Source organism: Amycolatopsis sp. CA-128772, assembly GCF_002904295.1.
GTDB lineage: Bacteria > Actinomycetota > Actinomycetes > Mycobacteriales > Pseudonocardiaceae > Amycolatopsis.
In genome coordinates this window covers 19036-38543 of record NZ_PPHG01000077.1, presented here as the reverse complement: position 1 = coordinate 38543, position 19508 = coordinate 19036, and the positions used below count along the sequence as shown (strand labels likewise).

18 protein-coding genes are annotated in these 19508 nt (G+C 69.9%); 6 read left to right on the top strand and 12 right to left on the bottom strand.

Annotated features, from left to right (window positions below; translation table 11 throughout):
• Positions 1–106: 106 nt before the first annotated feature.
• Positions 107–622, top strand: coding sequence for a hypothetical protein (locus tag C2L59_RS30695; RefSeq protein ID WP_103353022.1), 516 nt, complete (start codon positions 107–109; stop codon positions 620–622).
• Here C2L59_RS30695 and C2L59_RS30690 read toward each other — a convergent pair.
• The 7 genes from C2L59_RS30690 to C2L59_RS30660 all read right to left on the bottom strand — a co-directional run bounded on the left by C2L59_RS30690 (position 619) and on the right by C2L59_RS30660 (position 9771).
• Positions 619–1902, bottom strand: coding sequence for a thymidine phosphorylase (locus C2L59_RS30690; RefSeq protein WP_103353021.1), 1284 nt, complete (start codon positions 1900–1902; stop codon positions 619–621). The genes C2L59_RS30695 and C2L59_RS30690 overlap by 4 nt on opposite strands.
• A gap of 20 nt (positions 1903–1922) precedes the next feature.
• Entirely contained in the window at positions 1923–2312 is a 390-nt protein-coding gene (locus tag C2L59_RS30685; protein WP_103353020.1) for a cytidine deaminase, read from the bottom strand.
• Complete coding sequence (locus C2L59_RS30680; RefSeq protein ID WP_103353149.1) at positions 2313–3542, bottom strand: ABC transporter permease; 1230 nt, start codon at positions 3540–3542, stop codon at positions 2313–2315. It lies immediately after the preceding gene.
• 32 nt (positions 3543–3574) lie between these two features.
• Positions 3575–4666, bottom strand: coding sequence for an ABC transporter permease (locus C2L59_RS30675; protein ID WP_103353019.1), 1092 nt, complete (start codon positions 4664–4666; stop codon positions 3575–3577).
• Positions 4663–6234 (bottom strand): ABC transporter ATP-binding protein, encoded by a 1572-nt coding sequence (locus tag C2L59_RS30670; RefSeq protein ID WP_103353018.1) that lies wholly within the window; start codon positions 6232–6234, stop codon positions 4663–4665. The genes C2L59_RS30675 and C2L59_RS30670 overlap by 4 nt, the downstream gene beginning before the upstream one ends.
• Before the next feature lie 80 nt (positions 6235–6314).
• Positions 6315–7457 (bottom strand): BMP family protein, encoded by a 1143-nt coding sequence (locus C2L59_RS30665; RefSeq protein WP_103353017.1) that lies wholly within the window; start codon positions 7455–7457, stop codon positions 6315–6317.
• A 322-nt stretch (positions 7458–7779) separates the two neighbouring features.
• On the bottom strand, positions 7780–9771 hold the full coding sequence (locus tag C2L59_RS30660; protein WP_103353016.1) for an NPCBM/NEW2 domain-containing protein: 1992 nt from the start codon (positions 9769–9771) through the stop codon (positions 7780–7782).
• 395 nt (positions 9772–10166) lie between these two features.
• Between C2L59_RS30660 and sdhC the strand changes: the two genes are divergently transcribed.
• Genes sdhC through C2L59_RS30640 form a run of 4 tightly spaced genes read left to right on the top strand, consistent with a single transcriptional unit; the run spans position 10167 to position 13572 of the window.
• Positions 10167–10610, top strand: a complete 444-nt coding sequence (gene sdhC / locus C2L59_RS30655) for a succinate dehydrogenase, cytochrome b556 subunit (protein ID WP_103353015.1) — start codon at positions 10167–10169, stop codon at positions 10608–10610.
• A gap of 1 nt (position 10611) precedes the next feature.
• A complete protein-coding gene (locus tag C2L59_RS30650; RefSeq protein WP_103353014.1) occupies positions 10612–11028 on the top strand; it encodes a succinate dehydrogenase hydrophobic membrane anchor subunit in 417 nt (138 codons plus the stop codon).
• A gap of 19 nt (positions 11029–11047) precedes the next feature.
• Entirely contained in the window at positions 11048–12802 is a 1755-nt protein-coding gene (gene sdhA / locus C2L59_RS30645; protein WP_103353013.1) for a succinate dehydrogenase flavoprotein subunit, read from the top strand.
• Positions 12802–13572, top strand: coding sequence for a succinate dehydrogenase iron-sulfur subunit (locus C2L59_RS30640; protein WP_103353012.1), 771 nt, complete (start codon positions 12802–12804; stop codon positions 13570–13572). The genes sdhA and C2L59_RS30640 overlap by 1 nt, the downstream gene beginning before the upstream one ends.
• 285 nt (positions 13573–13857) lie before the next feature.
• On the opposite strand, the gene C2L59_RS30635 is transcribed toward C2L59_RS30640, so the two are convergent.
• Together C2L59_RS30635 and C2L59_RS30630 are read right to left on the bottom strand one after the other, a co-directional pair.
• A complete protein-coding gene (locus C2L59_RS30635) occupies positions 13858–15255 on the bottom strand; it encodes a S8 family serine peptidase (RefSeq protein ID WP_199199327.1) in 1398 nt (465 codons plus the stop codon).
• Between the two features lie 63 nt (positions 15256–15318).
• A complete protein-coding gene (locus C2L59_RS30630; RefSeq protein WP_103353010.1) occupies positions 15319–15558 on the bottom strand; it encodes an SCO4848 family membrane protein in 240 nt (79 codons plus the stop codon).
• Positions 15559–15601: 43 nt separating this feature from the next.
• Between C2L59_RS30630 and C2L59_RS30625 the strand changes: the two genes are divergently transcribed.
• Positions 15602–16846 (top strand): D-alanyl-D-alanine carboxypeptidase family protein, encoded by a 1245-nt coding sequence (locus tag C2L59_RS30625; RefSeq protein ID WP_103353009.1) that lies wholly within the window; start codon positions 15602–15604, stop codon positions 16844–16846.
• Here the strand turns inward: C2L59_RS30625 and C2L59_RS30620 are convergent.
• Genes C2L59_RS30620 through yhjD form a run of 3 tightly spaced genes read right to left on the bottom strand, consistent with a single transcriptional unit; the run spans position 16843 to position 19454 of the window.
• A complete protein-coding gene (locus C2L59_RS30620; RefSeq protein WP_103353008.1) occupies positions 16843–17280 on the bottom strand; it encodes a helix-turn-helix domain-containing protein in 438 nt (145 codons plus the stop codon). The genes C2L59_RS30625 and C2L59_RS30620 overlap by 4 nt on opposite strands.
• Positions 17277–18386: an acyl-CoA dehydrogenase family protein gene (locus C2L59_RS30615; RefSeq protein WP_103353007.1), complete on the bottom strand. Its 1110-nt coding sequence runs from the start codon at positions 18384–18386 to the stop codon at positions 17277–17279. Before C2L59_RS30615 ends, C2L59_RS30620 begins: the two co-directional genes overlap by 4 nt.
• Before the next feature lie 57 nt (positions 18387–18443).
• Complete coding sequence (yhjD, locus tag C2L59_RS30610; protein ID WP_103353006.1) at positions 18444–19454, bottom strand: inner membrane protein YhjD; 1011 nt, start codon at positions 19452–19454, stop codon at positions 18444–18446.
• Positions 19455–19508: the final 54 nt, after the last annotated feature.

The following is a 19508-nucleotide window of genomic DNA, read 5'->3' as shown; positions in this document are numbered from 1 at the left end:
TGCGTGACGCTCGTCCCAGCGAACCGGACCACCGCGGCATTTCGGGAGACGTCCCCCGCCGGTGATCTTCGCGACCCTCGGAGTCCGACCAACGAGGGGACTCACCATGAAGGCGCTCAAGAGACTCGCGACGATCACCGCCGTCACGGCCGGGCTCGCGCTGGCCGTTCCGGTCGCGGCCGAGGCCGGGACCGTCTCCGTCACCTGGGGGTGCGGGTCCATCGGCGGCCCCGCCGGGACCAAGACCTTCGAGATCACCGTGACCGCGCCCGCCACGGCCACCGCCGGGCAGACCGTCACCGTGCACGCCGACGTCACGCAGGTCGCGCCGGCTTGGGGCGGCGGGACCGAACCCGCCGGGAAGTACACCGGCACCGTCGTGCTCGACGTCGGCGGCGCCACCTCGGGGCGGGCCGACGCCACCGGGCTGACGAACCCCGTCATCGAGCCCGGCACGAGCTTCCGGCTGACCGGCGGCACCGGCCAGGTCACGCTGCCCACCGCCGGGCCGGTCACCTTGGCGACGAGCAGCTACTTCCTCTACTACAGCACCGGCACCTTCATCATCGCCTGCGGTGGCAGCGGCGCCAAGCCGGTCGCCGCCACCATCCAGGTGTCCTAACCCCGGATCGTCTCCACGACGATCGGTCCCGGCTCCGGGGCCGAAGCGGCGATCGAGAACCCGCCTTCGAGCGCCGCCAAGGCCGCCGGGACCGCGTCCGGGGTGTCCGTGTGCAGCTCCAGCAACGGCTCACCCTCCGACACCGCCTCCCCCGGCTTGGCCAGGCACAGGATGCCCGCTGCCGCCTGGACCGGGTCCTCCTTGCGGGCCCGGCCCGCGCCGAGCCGCCATGCCGCGACGCCCACCGCGTACGCGTCCAGCGAAGCCAGCACGCCTGAAGCCGGCGCGACGACCGTGTGCACGTGGGAGGGCGTGGGCAGCGGCGCCGAAGGGTCGCCGCCCTGGGCCGAGATCATCCGGCACCAGACCTCGTACGCCTCGCCCGAAGCCAGCACCGCCGCCGGGTCGACGTCGAGACCGGCGAGGGCCAGCATCTCCCGGGCCAAAGCGAGAGTCAGCGCCACCACGTCCGACGGGCCGCCGCCCTGCAGCACCGCGACCGACTCCGCGACCTCCACCGCGTTCCCGACCGCCCGGCCCAGCGGGACGTTCATGTCGGTCAGCAACGCCGTCGTCGGGACGCCGTGGTCCGCGCCGATCGAGGTCAACGCACCAGCCAGCGAACGCGCCTGGTCGAGGGACTTCATGAACGCGCCCGACCCGAACTTCACGTCCAGGACCAGCCCGGACGCGCCTTCCGCGATCTTCTTGCTCATGATCGAGCTGGCGATCAGCGGGATCGACTCCACAGTGGACGTCACATCGCGCAGCGCGTAGAGCTTCTTGTCCGCCGGCGCCAGCCCGGACGTCGCCGCGCAGACCACCGCGCCGACGTCTTCCAGCTGCGCCTGGATCTCCGAAGTGGACAGTGCGGCCCGCCAGCCCGGGATCGACTCCAGCTTGTCGAGCGTCCCGCCGGTGTGGCCGAGGCCGCGCCCGGACAGCTGCGGTACCGCCGCGCCGCACGCCGCCACCAGCGGCGCCAGCGGCAGCGTGATCTTGTCGCCGACCCCGCCCGTCGAGTGCTTGTCCACCGTCGGGCGGGACACCGAAAGCGAAAGCCGCTCCCCCGACGCGATCATCGCGTGCGTCCACCGCGAGATCTCCGCCGGGGACATCCCGTTCAGGAAGATCGCCATGGCCAGCGCCGACATCTGCTCTTCGGCCACGACCCCGCGCGTGTACGCGTCGACGACCCAGTCGATCTGCTCGTCGGAAAGCGTGCCGCCGTCCCGCTTCACCCGGATCACGTCCACTGCGGCGAACGCGCGCTGTGTCAATGGTTCACTCGCAGGCTCGTTCACGGCAGGTCGTCCGGGCCGAAGGCGTCCGGCAGGACGTCGGACATCGGCAGGATCCCGCTGGGCGTGTCCACCAGGCACGCAGACCCGCCCAGCTCGAACAGGATCTGCCGGCAGCGCCCGCACGGCATCAGCAGGTCACCGGCACCGGAGCGACAGGCGACGGCGACCAGGCGGCCCCCGCCGGACAGCCGCAGCTGCCCGGCCATCGTGCACTCGGCGCACAACCCGAGCCCGTAGGACGCGTTCTCGACGTTGCACCCGGTCACGACCCGGCCGTCGTCGACGATCCCGGCCACCCCGACGTGCAAGCCCGAATAAGGCGCGTACGCATGGGAAGCCGCTTCGATCGCCTGGGAACGCAGAGCGTCCCAATCCACAGTAGACACTCAGTCCTCACCCCGTCGGTACGGCTGTCCGTCGGCCTTCGGCGGCCGCAGCCGCTGCGAAGCCACGGCCAGCACGATCAGCGTCACGAAGTGCGCGGTGTACGGGATCAGGTCCGACGGCAGCGTGTCGTTGGCCCAGTAGATCGCGTACAGCACGCCCGCGCCGACGACGCCAAGCCCCGCCGCGATCCACTGCTTCCGGAACAGTTGCACGACGACGATCACGGCGACCAGGATCACCGCGCCGTACAGCAGCGCGAGCACCGCTTCGCCGCCGCCGGCGAGCTGCAGGCCGTCCGCGTAGCCGAACAGCGCCGCGCCGCCGAGCAGGCCGCCCGGGCGCCAGTTGCCGAAGATCATCGCCGCCAGGCCGATGTACCCGCGGCCGTTCGTCTGGTTCTCCAGGTAGTCCGCGCCGCCGCGCAGCAGCACCAGCGAAGCGCCACCCATGCCGGCGAACGCGCCCGAGATGATCACGGCGACGTACTTGTGCAGGTAGACGTTCACGCCGAGGGACTCGGCCGCGACCGGGTTCTCGCCGCAGGAACGCAGCCGCAGGCCGAACCGGGTGCGCCAGAGCACCCAGAAGCTCACCGGCACCAGGATGATCGCGATCATCGTCAGCGGCGCCACCTCGGTGACCAGGCCACGCAGGATGCCGGCGACGTCGGAGATGCCGACGCGCTGCTCCTTCTCCAGGTCACCGAGCCAGTCCGAGAGACCGCTGGCCGAGTAGGTGTCGAACTTCGGCACCACCGGCGACTGCCGCGGGTTGCCGGAGATCGGCGCGAAGATCAGGTTCGCCAGGTACTTCGTGACACCCAGGCCGAGCAGGTTGATCGCGACACCGGAGACGATGTGGTTGACGTTGAACGTCACCGTCGCCACCGCGTGCAGCAGCCCGCCCAGCGCACCGAACAGCAGCGCGGCCAGCAGGCCGGACCACACGCCGCCGTAGTACGAACCCCAGGCGGCGCCCCAGGTGCCGAGGATCATCATGCCCTCGAGACCGATGTTGACTACGCCCGCGCGTTCGGCCCACAGGCCGCCCAGCCCGCACAGCAGGATCGGCAGCGCCAGGCGCAACGCCGTCTGCGCGGTGTTCGACGACGTCAGCGCGGCGACGCCGGTGGAGTAGGACGCCGTCGAGACGACGGCGATGGCGATCACGGCCCAGATGACCCCGCGCAGCCAGCCGGGGATCCGGCCCCGCTTGCGCTGCACCGGCATGGTCGAGCCGGATTCGGGAGCGACGTCGGTGATCACACCGCACCCCCTTCGGTGACCGAGGAACCCTTGCGGCCGGCGAGTGCGCGCCCGACTCTGCGTTGTTCGGCCGCCAGGTCGGCCCGGCGCACGATCTCGTACGCCACGACGACCGACAGCACGATGATGCCCTGCATGATCGTCGCGATCTCCTTGGACACGTTGATCTGCTCCAGCGACACCGCGGAGGTGTCGAGGAACGCCCACAGCAGCGCGCCGAGCGCGATGCCGCCGGGGTGGTTGCGGCCCAGCAGCGCGACCGCGATGCCGGTGAAGCCGTACATCTGGGTCGCGGTGATGCCGTAGCTGTAGTCGCGGCCGAGCAGTTCCGGCATGGCGACCAGGCCGGCCACGCCACCGGAAAGCAGCATCGCGATCAGCGTCATCTTCTTGGCGCTGACACCGCCCGCGGCCGCGGCGGTGGTCGATTCGCCGGACGCCTTGAGCTCGAAGCCGAACCGCGTGCGGTTGAGCATGAACCAGTAGGCGCCGCCGATGAGCGCGGCGATGACGACGAACCCGAACAACGTGCCCGAGCCGAGCGGGATGCCCGGGATCCGGCCGGACGGCTCGATCACGCGGGTGCCGATGTTGTTGCCCCGCTGCACGCCGAACTGGTCGGCGTTGATGAGGAACGCGATGATCCCGGCGACGATCGCGTTGAGCATGATCGTCGAGATGACCTCGCTGACCCCGCGGGTCACCTTGAGGATCGCCGGGACCGCGGCGTAGGCCATGCCCGCGACGACCGCGACCACCAGGATCGCGATGACGTGGATGACCGGCGGCAGCTTCATGGCGCCGCCGGCGATGGCCGCGATGACGGCGGCGAAGCGGTATTGGCCTTCGACACCGATGTTGAACAGGTTCATCTGGAAGCCGATGGCCACCGCGAGCCCGGACAGGTAGTAGACGCATCCCAGGTTCACCGTGTCGACCGCGGTCGAGCCCTTGAACATCTGGCCGATCATCGTGCCGTACGCCTGCAGCGGGTCCGCGCCCGAGATGATCAGCGCGATCGCCGACAGCAGCACGGCGAACACGATCGCCAGCAGCGGCGGCAGCAGTTTCGTGCGCCAGGAGGTCATTCGTCGTCACCCTCTCCGGCGCCGGTCATCGCCGAACCCAGTTCCTGCGGGGTCACCGTCGCGGGATCGGCCTCGCTCACGAGGCGCCCGCGCAGCATGACCCGGATCGTGTCGGACAGGCCGATCAGCTCGTCGAGGTCGGCGGAGATCAGCAGCACCGCGAGCCCGGCGGCGCGGGCCTGGCGGATCTGCTCCCAGATCAGCGCCTGCGCGCCGACGTCGACGCCGCGGGTCGGGTGCGAGGCCACCAGCAGCACCGGGTCGCCGGACAGCTCGCGCCCGACGATCAGCTTCTGCTGGTTGCCGCCCGAGAGCGCGGCGGCCGGGACGTCGATGCCCGGCGTCCGGACGTCGTAGTCGCGGACGATCCGCTCGGTGTCGGCGCGGGCGCCGGCGATGTCGAGCAACTGTCCTTTGGAGACCGGTTCGCGGGTCTGGTAGCCGAGGATCCGGTTGACCCACAACGGTTGCGTGAGCAGCAGGCTGTGCCGGGTGCGGTCTTCGGCGATGTAGCCGATGCCGGCTTCGCGCCGGGCCAGCGTGCCCGCCTTGGTCAGATCGCGCGCCTTGCCGTCGGCGTCGACCAGCTCGATCGTGCCGCCGGTCGCCTTGCGCATGCCCATGATCGTCTCGACGAGCTCGGTCTGGCCGTTGCCCTCGACGCCGGCGATGCCGAGCACCTCACCCGCGCGCACGGTGAACGTGACGTCGTCGAGCGCGTTGCGGCCGGAGCCCTCGGCGCCCAGCGTCAACCCGGTCAGGCGCAGCACGGCGCGGTCGGTGACGGTGGACTCGCGGGTCTCCGGGCTGGGCAGCTCGGACCCGACCATCATCTCCGCGAGCTGGCGGGAGGTGATGGTCTTCGGGTCGGCCGTGCCGACGGTCGTGCCGCGCCGGATCACCGTGACGGTGTCGGCGATCGCCCGGACCTCGTCGAGCTTGTGCGAGATGAAGAGGAAGGTGTAGCCGCCGTCCTTCATCTCCCGCACGGTCTCGAAGAGCGCGTCGACCTCCTGCGGCACGAGCACCGCGGTCGGCTCGTCCAGGATGATGATCTTCGCCCCGCGGTAGAGCACCTTGACGATCTCGACACGCTGGCGGTCGGCGACGCCGAGCTCCTCCAGCAGCGTCTCCGGCTTGGCGTGCAGGCCGGTCCGCTCGGCGAGCTCGGCCAGCCGCGCGCGGGCGGCGCGGCCGATGCCGTGCAGGCCCTCGGCGCCGAGGAAGACGTTCTCGCCGACGGTCAGGTTGTCGGCGAGCATGAAGTGCTGGTGCACCATGCCGATGCCGGCGCGGATGGCGTCCTGCGGGTTGCGCAGTTTCACCTCTTCGCCGTTGATCGCGATGGTGCCCTCGTCCGGCGGCTGCATGCCGTACAGGATCTTCATCAGGGTGGACTTGCCGGCGCCGTTCTCGCCACAGATGGCGTGCACCTCGCCGGCGGCGACGGTGAGGTTGACGTCGGAGTTGGCCACCACGCCGGGAAAGCGCTTGGTGATCCCGGTCAGCTGGACGGCGGGGGCGCCCCGGTCGGGGACGGCCTCGGCCGGGGCCTCGGCTGTGCTCATGGGCGGGAGAATTCCATCTCTCGTGTAAACGCGTGAGGGGCCCGGAGGAGAAAATCCTCCGAGCCCCGACGCGCACTGAGTTACTTCTGCGGCTTGTCCGAAACGGTGATGGCGCCCGAGATGATCTGGGCCTTATACCCGTCGAGGACGTCCTTGATGTCGTCGACCTTGCCGCCGGAGGTGGCGTAGCCGACGCCGTCGACCTTGAGGTCGAAGCGCTTCGGCAGGGTCGTCAGGTCACCCTTGGCGACGGCCTGGATGTAGTCGAACACCGCGACGTCGACGCGCTTGAGCATGGACGTGATGATGACGTCCTTGTCGGCCGCGACGGTCTTCTGGTTGTACTGGTCGGAGTCGACGCCGATGGCCAGCGCGTTCCCGGCCTTGGCGGCGTCGAAGACGCCCTTACCCGAGGCGCCCGCGGCGTGGTAGATGACGTCCGCGCCCTTGGCGATCTCGGCCGCGGCCTTCGCGTTGCCCTTCGGCGGGTCCTGGAACCCGGAGAAGTCACCGGCCGGGGTCAGGTACTCGTCCTCGATCTTGATCTTGGACGAAACCGTCTTCGCGCCCTGCAGGAAGCCGGCCTCGAACTTCTGGATCAGCGGGGTGTTCACACCGCCGACGAAGCCGATGTGGCAGCTCTTGCTCTTGTACGCGGCAGCGACGCCGGCCAGGAACGAGCCCTGCTCCTCGGCGAACACCAGCGGCGTCACGTTCGGCAGCTGGATCGAGTCGTCGTCGACGATCGCGAACTTGGTGTTCGGGTACTTGGCGGCGACGGCCTTGACCGAGTCCGCGTAGGCGAAGCCGACCGCGACGATCGGGTTCAGGCCCTGCGAAGCCATCTGGTCGAGGCGCTGCTGCTTGGCCGACTCGGCCTCGCTGGCCGACGCGGTGCTCTCGCTGACCGTCGTCACGCCGAGGTCGGACTTCGCCTTGTCGGTGCCCGCGGCGGCGGCGTCGTTGAACGACGCGTCACCCCGGCCGCCGACGTCGAAGGCCAGGCCGATCTTGAGCTGGCTGCCGTCGACCTTGCCACCGGCGGCGGCCGTGCTGCTCGACGCGGCGGGCGCGGCGGGCGGCTTCTGCGCGGTGACGCAGTCGGAACCGCCCGTCGAGGCCGCGGTGTTGTTCGAGCTGTTACCACCGCCGGAATCCTTGGCGCACCCGGCCAGGGCGAGCACCCCGGCCATGGCCGCGGCGGCCAGCGCGGTTCCACGCATGCGACGCAACGTGTTTCTCCCTCCCCGCTGATCCAGCGGATGGTCAAGGGCACGGCCCGGCCCTACTGCCGGGTCGACCCGCCAGACCGTACCCGGCGGACAGGAATGCGCCATAGGAAAGGCACGCTACGTAACACAAACGTTTACTCACGAGTCGCGCGCGCGACGAACTGAACACCGAAAGTGATCATCCGGCCCGCGGAGAGCTACTTTTTGCGGGCTGCGTCCGTTTGGGACGGCCGAAATGCCGTTCCGTGTCACTCAGTGTGCCGGACTGCCCGCGGGTTGGGCCAGCCCGGTCACTCTGTGAGACGACGCCGAATCAGCCGCAGGTGAGCCGGGCGGCGGCCCAGTCGCTGCGGTCGTAGGCGTTGCCGTCACCGCCGTCGGTGACGACGAGCCGCAGGTACTGCGCGCCGTGCAGGTCCGCGGTGAGCGGCAGCGCCGGGTCCTGCCACGTCCGCACGCCGGTCGAAGCCACCGTCGCGCCGTCCGCGTGCACCTCGAACGTCGCCGAGCCCTGCTTGTTCGTCGCCTCGCGCTCGTCGTCCACGCCGACGTCCGCGGTAAACGCCGTGCAGCGGCCGCCCAGGTAGAAGACGACTTCGCTCGGCGCGTGCGCCCCGAGGCCCTTGGGGTAGCCGACGCCGTTGATGGTCAGCGGCTTGCCGTCGCCGGCCGGGATGCTGCCGTTGGACATGTCCCGTTCGACCGGGCCGTAGCCGTTCTTCTCCGCGGCCCAGCGCAGATCACTGGCCCACGCGGACGCCGTGGGCGGGCCCGCCGGGACGGTCAGCAGTTGTTCACCGGACCAGGTGACCGGCCCGAACCCGAGCGTGCGGTAGGTGACGCCGCCGCGCAGCACCGCCGTCGTGCCCTCGGTCCCGGCCGGCGGGGTCACCCGCCAGCGGCCGGCCGCGGTCTCGCCGGTCCCGAGCACGACGGTCCGCGGCCGGGTCAGCTGTTCGACGCGCCAGCCCGCGGGCGCGGTCAGCGTGACGCGCGGGTCGAACACCGGGACGCGGGCCTCGTCGGTCGCGGACACCGTCACCTCGAACGGCTTCCCGGCGGGCGTGAGCTCGCCCGGGACACCCGGCACCGGGGCAGCGAGCTCGATGCCCGTGCTGACCAGCGGCGCGTCCCGCCACCACGAGCCGCCCGCGTGGACGCGGTAGACGACCGTCGCGTGCGGCGGGACGACCGCGGAGATCCGGCCCGCGGTCTGGAGGTCGCGGTGGGCCCAGAGGTCGCGCGCGGTGTACCCGGCGGCCTTCGGCAGCCCGGCGGCCGCCGCGGTGGTGCCGATCGCCGCGCCCGACGTCGTCTCGTTGAACAGCGCGATCGCCACGTCACCGTTGGCCAGCGGCTTGGCGAACACCCAGTGTCCGTCCTGGTTGGACAGCACCCGCGCCTGGACGCCGCGGCGGTCCTGGTCGAGGGCGATGACCTCGGCGTTGCGCAGGACGTCGAAGTTGGCCGGCGACACCTTGCGCAGGTCGGCGCCGATGAGCAGCGGGGCGGCCATCATCGCCCACAGCGAGAAGTGCGAGCGGTACTCCTCGGTCGTCATCCCGCCGTTGCCGACCTCGAGCATGTCGGGATCGTTCCAGTGCCCCGGCCCGGCGTACGGCGCCAGTGGCGCGTTCGCCTTGAGGATCTGGAGCATCTTGGCCCAGTTGTCCTTGATGTCGCCGGTGGTGCGCCACAGGTGCCCGACGTCCGCACCCCACTCCCAAGGCTTGTTCTCGCCCCATTCGCAGAGCGAGTACACGATCGGGCGACCGGTCTTCTTCAGCGCGTCGCGCATCTTCGTGTAGCGCTCGAGCGCGGGGCGGCCCTGGTTGTTGCAGTTGTCGTACTTGAGGTAGTCGACACCCCAGCCGGCGAACGTCTGCGCGTCGACGTCTTCGTGGTCGAGCGCGCCCGGCTGGGTCTTCGCGCAGGTCAGCGTGCCCGCGCTGGTGTAGATGCCGAACTTCAGGCCCTTCGCGTGGACGTAGTCGGCCAGCGCCTTGATGCCGCCCGGGAAGCGGGCCTTGTTCGCCTGCATGCGCCCGTCGGCGTCGCGCTCCGGCTCGGCCCAGCAGTCGTCGACGTTGACGTACTCGTACCCGGCCGCCTTGAGTCCTTTGTCGACGAAGATGTCGGCGGTGTCGCGGATGATCCGCTCGTCCACGGCGCAGCCGGTGGTGTTCCAGTTGTTGAAGCCCATCGGCGGCGTAAGTGCCAGGCCGTCGGGCAGTGCCTGCGCGGGCGTGACCGACACCACGGGCACCAGGGCCGCGACGGCAATCACCAAGCCGAGTCGTCGCACCAGGACGTCACCCCATCGTGAGAGATCCGATGTTTGTCCGAGGGACACTAGGGACGACGTCGTAGACGGTCAATGACACGCCGCGATCACCAGCCGTTCGGCGTAGCGCATCAGATATTAGATTTTACAGACGTCTGATCTCCACTGACCGGGACACCGCGGGTCACGGCGCCACCGAGTGCGCTGCGCCACACCGCCGGGTGGCGGTGCGGGAGTACCGGTGTCTGGTCCATCACAGAGGGGAACCCGGAGGTGAGCCGCATTCCGGGTGCGGGTCTAGCATCCGATTCATCCAGGCTCGATGACGTTGACTTCGGCATAGCCGCCGCTCCGGCAGCGACTGCGGACCTCACCGGCCACCGGGCGCACAGTCAGACGTTGGAGGCCGTTCACCGATGTCCACCACGGCGAGCACTGCCACAGCGGCAGGGGCGAGCGATCGGGCGGGTGCCTCACGCCGGCAGGGGACCTTCTACCGGGGCGACCCCGGCATGTGGTCCTGGGTGCTGCACCGCATCACCGGCGTGCTCACATTCTTCTTCCTGTTCGTGCACGTGCTCGACACCGCGCTGGTGCGCGTGTCGCCGAACACCTACGACCAGGTCATCGAGACCTACAAGACGCCGATCGTCAACCTCCTGGAGGTCGGCCTGGTCGGCGCGGTGCTCTTCCACGCGCTGAACGGCATCCGCGTCATGCTGGTCGACTTCTGGTCGAAGGGCCCGAAGCTGCAGAAGGCGATGCTGTGGGTCATCGGCGTCGTCTGGGTCGTCGTGATGGTTCCCGGTGCGTTCTTCATGCTGAAGCGCACCGTCGAAACGCTCTTCGGGGGTAACTGACATGGCCGAGTCGCTCGCCCTCGACAAGCCGCGCTCGCCGAAGCGCCCCGCCGCGCGCCGGAGCAACTTCGAGCTCTACAGCTGGCTGTTCATGCGGATCTCCGGGATGGCGCTGGTCATCCTGGTGCTCGGCCACCTGCTGATCATGAACATCCTCGACGGCGGCGTGCACCGGATCAACTGGGGCTTCGTCGCCGGCCGCTGGGCCTCGCCGTTCTGGCAGTTCTGGGACCTGGCCATGCTCTGGCTCGCCGAGATCCACGGCGGCAACGGCCTGCGGGTCATCATCGACGACTACGCCCGCAAGGACAGCACGCGGTTCTGGCTGAAGATCCTGCTCTACGTCTCGATGGTGCTGATCCTGGCCGTCGGCACGATGGTGATCTTCACGTTCGACCCGAACATGCCCGCGAACTGACAGCCACGGAGACTTTTTCATGCAGTTCCACAAGTACGACGTGGTGATCGTCGGCGCCGGTGGCGCCGGCATGCGCGCGGCCATCGAATCCGGCCAGCGCGCCCGCACCGCGGTCCTCACCAAGCTCTACCCGACCCGGTCCCACACCGGCGCGGCCCAGGGCGGCATGTGCGCCGCGCTGGCGAACGTCGAAGAGGACAACTGGGAGTGGCACACCTTCGACACGGTCAAGGGCGGCGACTACCTCGTCGACCAGGACGCCGCGGAGATCATGGCCAAGGAGGCCATCGACGCGGTGCTCGACCTGGAGAAGATGGGCCTGCCGTTCAACCGGACGCCCGAGGGCAAGATCGACCAGCGCCGGTTCGGCGGTCACACGCGTGACCACGGCAAGGCCGCGGTCCGCCGCGCCTGCTACGCCGCCGACCGCACCGGCCACATGATCCTCCAGACGCTCTACCAAAACTGCGTCAAGTACGGCACGGAGTTCTTCAACGAGTTCTACGTGCTCGACCTGATCCTGTCCGAGGACGAGAGCGGCAATCCGGTCGCCTCCGGCGTCGTCGCCTACGAGCTGGCCACCGGCGAGCTGCACGTCTTCCAGGCGAAGTCGATCGTGTTCGCCACCGGCGGCGCGGGCAAGATCTTCAAGACGACGTCGAACGCGCACACCCTCACCGGTGACGGCCTCGGCATCATCTTCCGCAAGGGCCTGCCGCTGGAGGACATGGAGTTCTTCCAGTTCCACCCGACCGGCCTCGCGGGCCTGGGCATCCTCATTTCCGAAGCCGTCCGCGGCGAGGGCGGGATCCTGCGCAACGCCGACGGCGAGCGGTTCATGGAGCGCTACGCCCCCACCATCAAGGACCTCGCGCCGCGGGACATCGTGGCGCGCTCGATGGTGCAGGAAGTGCTGCAGGGCCGGGGTTGCGGCCCGAACAAGGACTACGTCGTCCTGGACGTCACGCACCTGCCGGTCGAGGTCCTCGAGACCAAGCTGCCGGACATCACCGAGTTCTCCCGGACCTACCTGGGTGTCGACCCGGTGAAGGAGCCGGTGCCGGTGTTCCCGACCTGCCACTACGTGATGGGCGGGATCCCGACCAACGTGCACGGCGAGGCGTTGCGGGACAACGAGAACGTCATCCCGGGTCTCTACGCGGCGGGCGAGGTCGCCTGCGTGTCCGTGCACGGTTCGAACCGCCTGGGCACGAACTCGCTGCTCGACATCAACGTGTTCGGCCGCCGCGCCGGCATCGCGGCCGCGGAGTACGCGCTGGCGCACGAGCACGTCGAGCTGCCCGAGGAGCCCACCAAGCTGGTCGAAGAGCAGCTGGCGGGCCTGCTGTCGGAGCACGGCGACGAGCGCGTCGCCGACATCCGCAAGGAAATGCAGCAGACGATGGACTCGCACGCGTCGGTGTACCGGACCGAGGACACGCTGAAGCAAGCGCTGACCGACGTCCAGGCGCTGAAGGCGCGCTACCAGCGGATCACGGTGTCGGACAAGGGCAAGCGGTACAACACCGACCTGCTCGAGGCCGTCGAGCTGGGCTTCCTCCTGGAGCTGGCCGAGGTACTGGTCGTGGGCGCGCTGGCCCGCAAGGAGTCCCGCGGCGGCCACGCCCGCGAGGACTACCCGACCCGCGACGACACGAACTTCATGCGCCACACCATGGCCTACAAGGAGGGCGCGGGGCTGTCCTCGGACATCCGGCTCGACTACAAGCCCGTGACCTTCACCCGCTACGAACCGATGGAGCGGAAGTACTGATGACCACCGCTACTGCCGAGTCGGATGTCGCCGCTTCCGACGAGCACACCCCGATCACCGTCACGCTGAAGATCCTCCGCTTCAACCCGGAGGTCGACACGGAGCCCCACTGGGAGTCCTACGACGTCCCGGCCCAGCGCACCGACCGCCTCCTCAACCTGCTGTTCTACGTGAAGGACTACATCGACGGAACGTTCGCGTTCCGCCGCTCGTGCGCCCACGGCGTGTGCGGGTCCGACGCGATGCAGATCAACGGCATCAACCGCCTGGCCTGCAAGGTCCTGATGAAGGACCTCCTGGCCAAGGACGGCAAGAAGACGACGATCACGATTGCCCCGATCAAGGGCCTGACGACGTTGAAGGACCTCTACGTCGACATGGACCCGTTCTTCGAGGCATACCGGGCAATCAAGCCGTACCTGATCACCTACGGCAACGAGCCAACGCGCGAACGCATCCAGTCCCAGGCGGACCGCGACCGGTTCGACGACACGACGAAGTGCATCCTCTGCGCCTGCTGCACATCATCGTGCCCGGTGTACTGGAACGACGGCTCGTACTTCGGCCCGGCAGCGATCGTGAACGCCCACAGGTTCATCTTCGACTCCCGCGACGAGGGAGCAGAGGAACGCCTGGACATCCTGAACGACGGCGAAGGTGTCTGGCGCTGCCGCACAACGTTCAACTGCACGGACGCCTGCCCCCGAGGCATCCAGGTGACCAAGGCAATCCAGGAAGTGAAGCGCGCGCTGCTGTTCAAGCGCGTCTGACCTACTGCAGCAACGGAAAGGCCCTCCGGTCCCCCAACCGGAGGGCCTTTTTCATCCCACGAAGGGGCGGCCGGCAGCGCAAGAGGACAAGGACGTCACCAGACCTGCTCTGCCGCGGCAGGGTTGAGCCGCGGCAGAGAATTCACCCGCGGCAGAATCGAAAGCATGTCCTCGCCGGACGGGCAGGCTCTGGGATGACCATCCCGACCCGCTGCCATCTCCCGTCGAGGAGATGGGCCGCAGGGTGGTCATCCCGCTCCTTCTATGGGGCGTGCGCCCCTTGCGTCAGCGCACCGCGTCCAGGGCGTCCACCAGGCCGTGGCCGTAGTAGGAGTTGTTCTTTGCCGGGCCTGTGCACTCCGGCTCCGTTGCCGTGCACTTCACCACGTCTGCCTCGCCCTCCAAGATGCGCGACAACGCCCACGGTGGGAGCCCCCGGAACCGCGAAGCCAGCAGGGCCGCTACGCCCGCCACGTGCGGTGAGGCCATCGACGTTCCGCACTTCGAGCCGTACTGGCCGCCGAACACCGTCGATGACAGGGGGCACGCCGGCCCCGCTTCGGGGGGTGGGGTCTGTGCGAAGTCGCCGCCTGGGGCCGTCACGTCTATTTCGCCGTAGTTGCTGAACGACGACTTCGTGCCCGCGTAGCCCACCGATGACACGTTCACCACGCCGTCGATCGACTTCGGGAGGATGCCGCACGACGAGTCCACCGGGTGGGGGCGGTTCGGGTCCGTTGTCTGCTTCGTCGTGTCGAAGCCCGAGTTGCCCGCCGCCGCCACGTTGAGGACTCCGTGGCGGGTGGAGAACTCGATCGCCCGGCGGACCGCTTCGTACGCCGCCGCGTCGCCTGCTTCGTGGGAGCAGAAGAACATGCCCGGGTCGATGTAGTAGCTGTTGTTGGTCACCGGGAAGCCGTGCTTCGCCGCCCAGACGAAGCCGCAGACCGCCGACTCCGGGAAGATGTAACCCGCGTCGTTGACCACCTTCACCGAGGCCAGGCGCACGCCCGGGGCGACACCCGTGAAGCCCGCCGCCGGGTCCTTGCCCGCGATCGTGCCCGCCACGTGCGTGCCGTGGTCCGACGTCGTCGGTGCCCAGGACGCCGGGGTGAGGTCCGGCGCGCCCGTCACGCAGCCCGCCGACGAGCGGGCGTCGACCGCGTTGCGCAGCGCCGGGTGCGTTGCGTCGATGCCCGAGTCCAGCACGCCGACCGTCACCGAACGGCTGCCCTGGTAGATCTTGTTGGCTTCCGGCGCGTGGATCGCCTTCATGTCCCACTGCTGGGCCGACAGGTCACCCGCGGCCGCCGTCGAACGCGTGTCCTCCAGCGTCTTCACCGCACCGAGGGAACGAGCCGCGGCACCGGACGCAGAATCCACGTCCTTGCCGCCCGAATAGGCCCGGTAGACGCCGATCTTCTGCTGGAAGTCCGCGTTGCGCGAGCTGGCGATGGCGACGCCGATCTCGGCGTAGTACGCGACCTTCGTGCCGCACTTGGCCGCCAGTTCCTTGTCGACGGCCGACGCGCGGGTGCCCGGCTGGTACGTCACGACGTAGGTGTACGGCGTGCTTGTCGTGTCGCAGGCGACCGGCGCGGCCTCGGCCGCCGGCGCCGCCGCGAACAGGCCGCCGCCCACGGCCAGCACGAGCGGGGCCGCCATTCGGCGTATACGGGACATTCCACCTCCAGGGTCAGTGGCGTCAACCTAAACCGGCCCCTCGGGCCGCGCCACCGACCAAAGTCAGGAGGAAACCCGCGAAGTGGCCCGCACCCCGCGCCAGCCCAGCACGCCGATGGCCGTGCCGAGCAGGAACGAAACGACCGTCAGCACGGCGTGCACGACGAAATAGGCGGTGGGCGAGCCGTCGGGGGGCCAGGCCCGGTCGCTGTCCCACAGGTTCTTGGCGAAGGTGATCCAGATGATCCACGACCACCCGCCGAAGGCCAGCAGGAACAGCGAGGTGCCTCGCGAAATGCGCATGCCCCTGAGTATGCGATGCCGGCCGCGGCGCTAGATTGCGTGGGTGCACTCCGTTGTCTCCCGGTCGCTCAAGGTTTTCACGACGACGCTCGCCGCCGCCCTCCTGGCCCTGAGCGTGCCCGCCCTTGCGGCCGCGGCGCCGCCGGCGGGCCAGTGCGCGAACACCCAGGCCCCGCCGCCGCCGGTCGACACGTCGGAGAAGCCGGCGCCGGGCAAGCAGGCCCCGCCGCCGCTGGCCGTGCCCGCCGTCCCGGTCGGCGGCCCGCGGATGGCCGAATGCGGCCTGATCACCCCGGACGGCGCCCTCAACCCGCCGGACGGCAACACCGCGGCGTCGTGGGTGGTGCAGGACCTCGACAGCGGCGCGATCGTCGCGGCCAAGGACCCGCACGCCCGCCAGCGGCCCGCGTCGCTGATCAAGACGCTGCTCGCGCTGGTCGTCGTGACCCAGCTGCAGCCGCAGCAGACGATCGTGGCGACGAAGGAGGACGCCGAGCAGGAGTGCACCTGCGTCGGTCTCGTCGCCGGCGGCCAGTACACCGTCGACCAGCTGCTGCACGGCCTGCTGATGCACTCGGGCAACGACGTCGCGCACGCGTTCGCCACGGCGCTCGGCGGGGTCGACCCGACGGTGGCGAAGATGAACGCCCTGGCCGCGAAGATCGGCGCGCTCGACACGCGCGCCGCGACGCCGTCGGGCCTGGACGGGCCGGGCATGTCGGCCTCGGCCTACGACTTGAGCCTGATCTTCCACTACGCGATGAAGCAGCCGGAGTTCGCGAGTGTCGTCGCGACGAAGAACTTCGAGATCCCGGCGGCCGGCGGCAAGCCGCCCATCCCCCTCTTCAACGACAACAAGCTGCTCGGCGTCTACCCCGGTTTCCTCGGCGGCAAAACCGGTTTCACCGACGACGCCCGCCACACCTACGTCGGCGCGGCGCAGCGCAAGGGCAAGCGGCTGGCCGTCGTCATGCTGCGTGCCGAGCAGAAGCCGACGAAGGTGGTCGACCAGGCGGCGAAACTGCTCGACTACGGCTTCGCGCTGGAGGACGACCGCGCGACGCCGGTCGGCCAGATCACCTACCAGGCGCCCGCCACCACCTCGGAGAACGGCGACCCGTCCGTGCTCGCCGACGGCGGCACCGGCAACGGCGGCACGTCCGCGGCCGCTTCGGCGGCGAAGGAGGACCCGTTCGGCGTCACCGGCTGGATCATCACGCTGGTGGTGTTCCTGATCATCGTCGGCGGGTTCGTCGTCGGGCACCAGCGCAAGCGCGCCGCGGGCTAACGGAAGCCGGGCCCCGGCTCCGGCGTCACCCGATCGGTGGTGATCTCGCCACCGCAGTGCCGGCAGGCCACGACGACGTCGGCGACCTCGCCGCAGTCCTGGTGCCGCAGCAGGATCGGCGGTCCCTCGGGCCCGGCCAGGTGCCGGTCGCCCCACCGCATGAGGGTGACGACCGCGCCGAAGAGGTCGCGCCCGGCCGGCGTCAGCACGTACTCGGGCACGGGGTCGACGCGGTCGAGCACACGAGCGTCGACGAGGGTCTTGAGCCGGGCGGAGAGCGTCGGGCGCGGGATCGAGAGGTTGCGCGCGAACTCGCCGTAGCGGCGCACGCCGAAGAACGACTCCCGCAGGATCAGCAGGCTCCACCGCTCGCCGACCAGGTCGAGCGCGCGCCCGACCGAGTCCGCGGTGAACCGGTGCGCCAGGTCGGTCACAGCTGGTCCGTGCGGGCCGGGACGCCGAGCAGCAGCTTGCCGGACAGCTCGTAGCTGGCCGGGTTCACCTGGAAGTGCGCGGTCGCCGTGTGCGCGTCGCGGAACCGGCGCTGCAGCGGCGAAGTCTCGTAGATCGCGGCGCCGCCGCCTAGGTCGTACATGCTTTCGGCGACCTTCGCGGCGGTGCGCGTGACGTGCGTGGCGGCCAGCCGGAGGCCGAGCTTGAGCGCGTCCGGCACCGGTTCGGTGCCCTGCGCGGCCTGCCAGGCGTCGTCGATGCTCGTGTAGAAGAGCAGGCGGGCCGCGCGCAGGGCGGCTTCGGCCTCCGCGACGGCGGCCTGGGTCTGGGACCGTTCGGCCAGCGACCGGCGCGAGCCGAGCGGCTTGCGCGTCGCCGCGAGCTCGACGAGGTCGTCGATCGCGCCGCGCGCGTTGCCCAGCGCGGCCGCCGCGACCGACAGCGCGAAGAAGCCGAAGAGCGGGAACCGGTGCAGAGCAACGGCTTCCGGCGGCGGCCCGCCCATGACCGAGAAGACGCGGTGCTCGGGGACGAACAGCTCGCCGGCGACGCAGTCGTGGCTGCCGGTGCCGCGCAGCCCGGTGGTGTGCCAGGTGTCGAGCACCTCGAGTTCGGCCTTCGGCAGCGCGGCGACGTACAGCGCGCTTTCGTGCACGAACCCGGCGAAGAGCCAGTCCGCGTGCGGGATGCCGCTGCAGAACGCCCAGCGGCCGCTCACGACGTACCCGCCGTCGACCCGGCGTCCGGTGCCGCGCGGCGCCCAGACACCGGCGGCGACCGTACGCGGGTCGCCGAACACCTCGTCGGCGCACTTCCGCGGCGCGTAGGCCGACAGCAGGCTGCTCGTCACGGCGATCGAGACGCACCAACCGGCCGAGGCGTCCCCGCGCGCGATCGTCTCGGCGGTCGCGAGGCTGACGGCGGGCGGCGCTTCGGGGCCGCCGAGGTAGCCGGGGACGCCCGTGCGGAGCAGCTGGGCGTCGACGAGCTTCGCGACGAGCTCCGCGGGCAACGCGCGTTCCCGCTCGGTGACCGGTGCGAGCGTCTTGGCGAGGTCTGCACACTCGCGGGCGGCGTCCAGCAGCACGAAACCCTCCGGTTCAGCATGCTTACCGGTTCAGTTTCTTTACCGCCACCGCGGCTGTCAAGGCTTGCGGCGGCCGCCCAGCCACGCCAGCAGCGCGCCGGCGCTGAAGGCACCGGCGACGGCCCCGAACCCGGGTCCGCGCTGCACGGTGACGCTCTGCTCGAGCCGAACCGGCGGCGGGGGCGCGACGACCTTGCGCTGGTTCTCCTTCGCCGTCGCCGTCCACGCGGTGACGAGCAGCAGGAAGCGGGAGACGAGGTTGGCGAACACCAGCAGGCCGATGACCGGCCCGAACAGCGCGAACGCGGGTGAGTTCGTCACGCTGGCGAGGTAGAAGGTGGCCGCCTGCTGCAGGATGACGAACCCGACGGAGGCGAACACGGCCCCCTTCACGGCGCTGCGCAGCGCGACTTGCTCGCGGGGCAGGCGCGCGATCACCCAGAGGAAGACGAGCGTGTTGGCGAGCAGGCCGAGCACGATCGTCGCCACCCGCAGCAGGAAGTTCGCCCAGGCGGCCTGGTCGAGGTCGACCAGCTTGAGCAGGAAGCGCCCCACGCCGCCGCCGACCGCGGTCAGCGCGAACGACACGATGAGGGCGAGGCCGAGCCCGACCAGCGCGACGAGGTCCTTGGCCGTCTGCTTCACGAACGGCTGCGCCTGCTTCTCCTGCCCCCACTGCGCGGTGAGCGCGTCGCGGAGGTTGGCCATCCAGCCGATGCCGGAGTAGAGGGCGATGAGCAGACCGAAGATTCCGACCCCGCTGCCGGACTTCAGCGCGGCGTCGACGATGCCGGTCACCAGCGTCTGCAGGCCGGCCGGCACCGACTGCTTGATGCTGTCGGAGATCTGCTTGATGATCGCCGGGTCGTTGTTGACGGCCAGCCCGACCACGGCGAAGGCGACCATCAGGATCGGGATGACCGACAGCACGCTGAAGTAGGTGATGGCGGCGGCGTAGTGGTTGCCGTACCGCTCCGTGAAGGCGTCGTTGGCCCGGATCAGGTGGTCGAGCCACGGGTACTTCCGCCGCATCCGCGGAAGCAGCTTTTCCTTCTCTTCGTTCGCCACCGTGAAACGCTAACCACGGGATGTGCCCCCCGCAACGCGAGCGGCTCGCGTGAG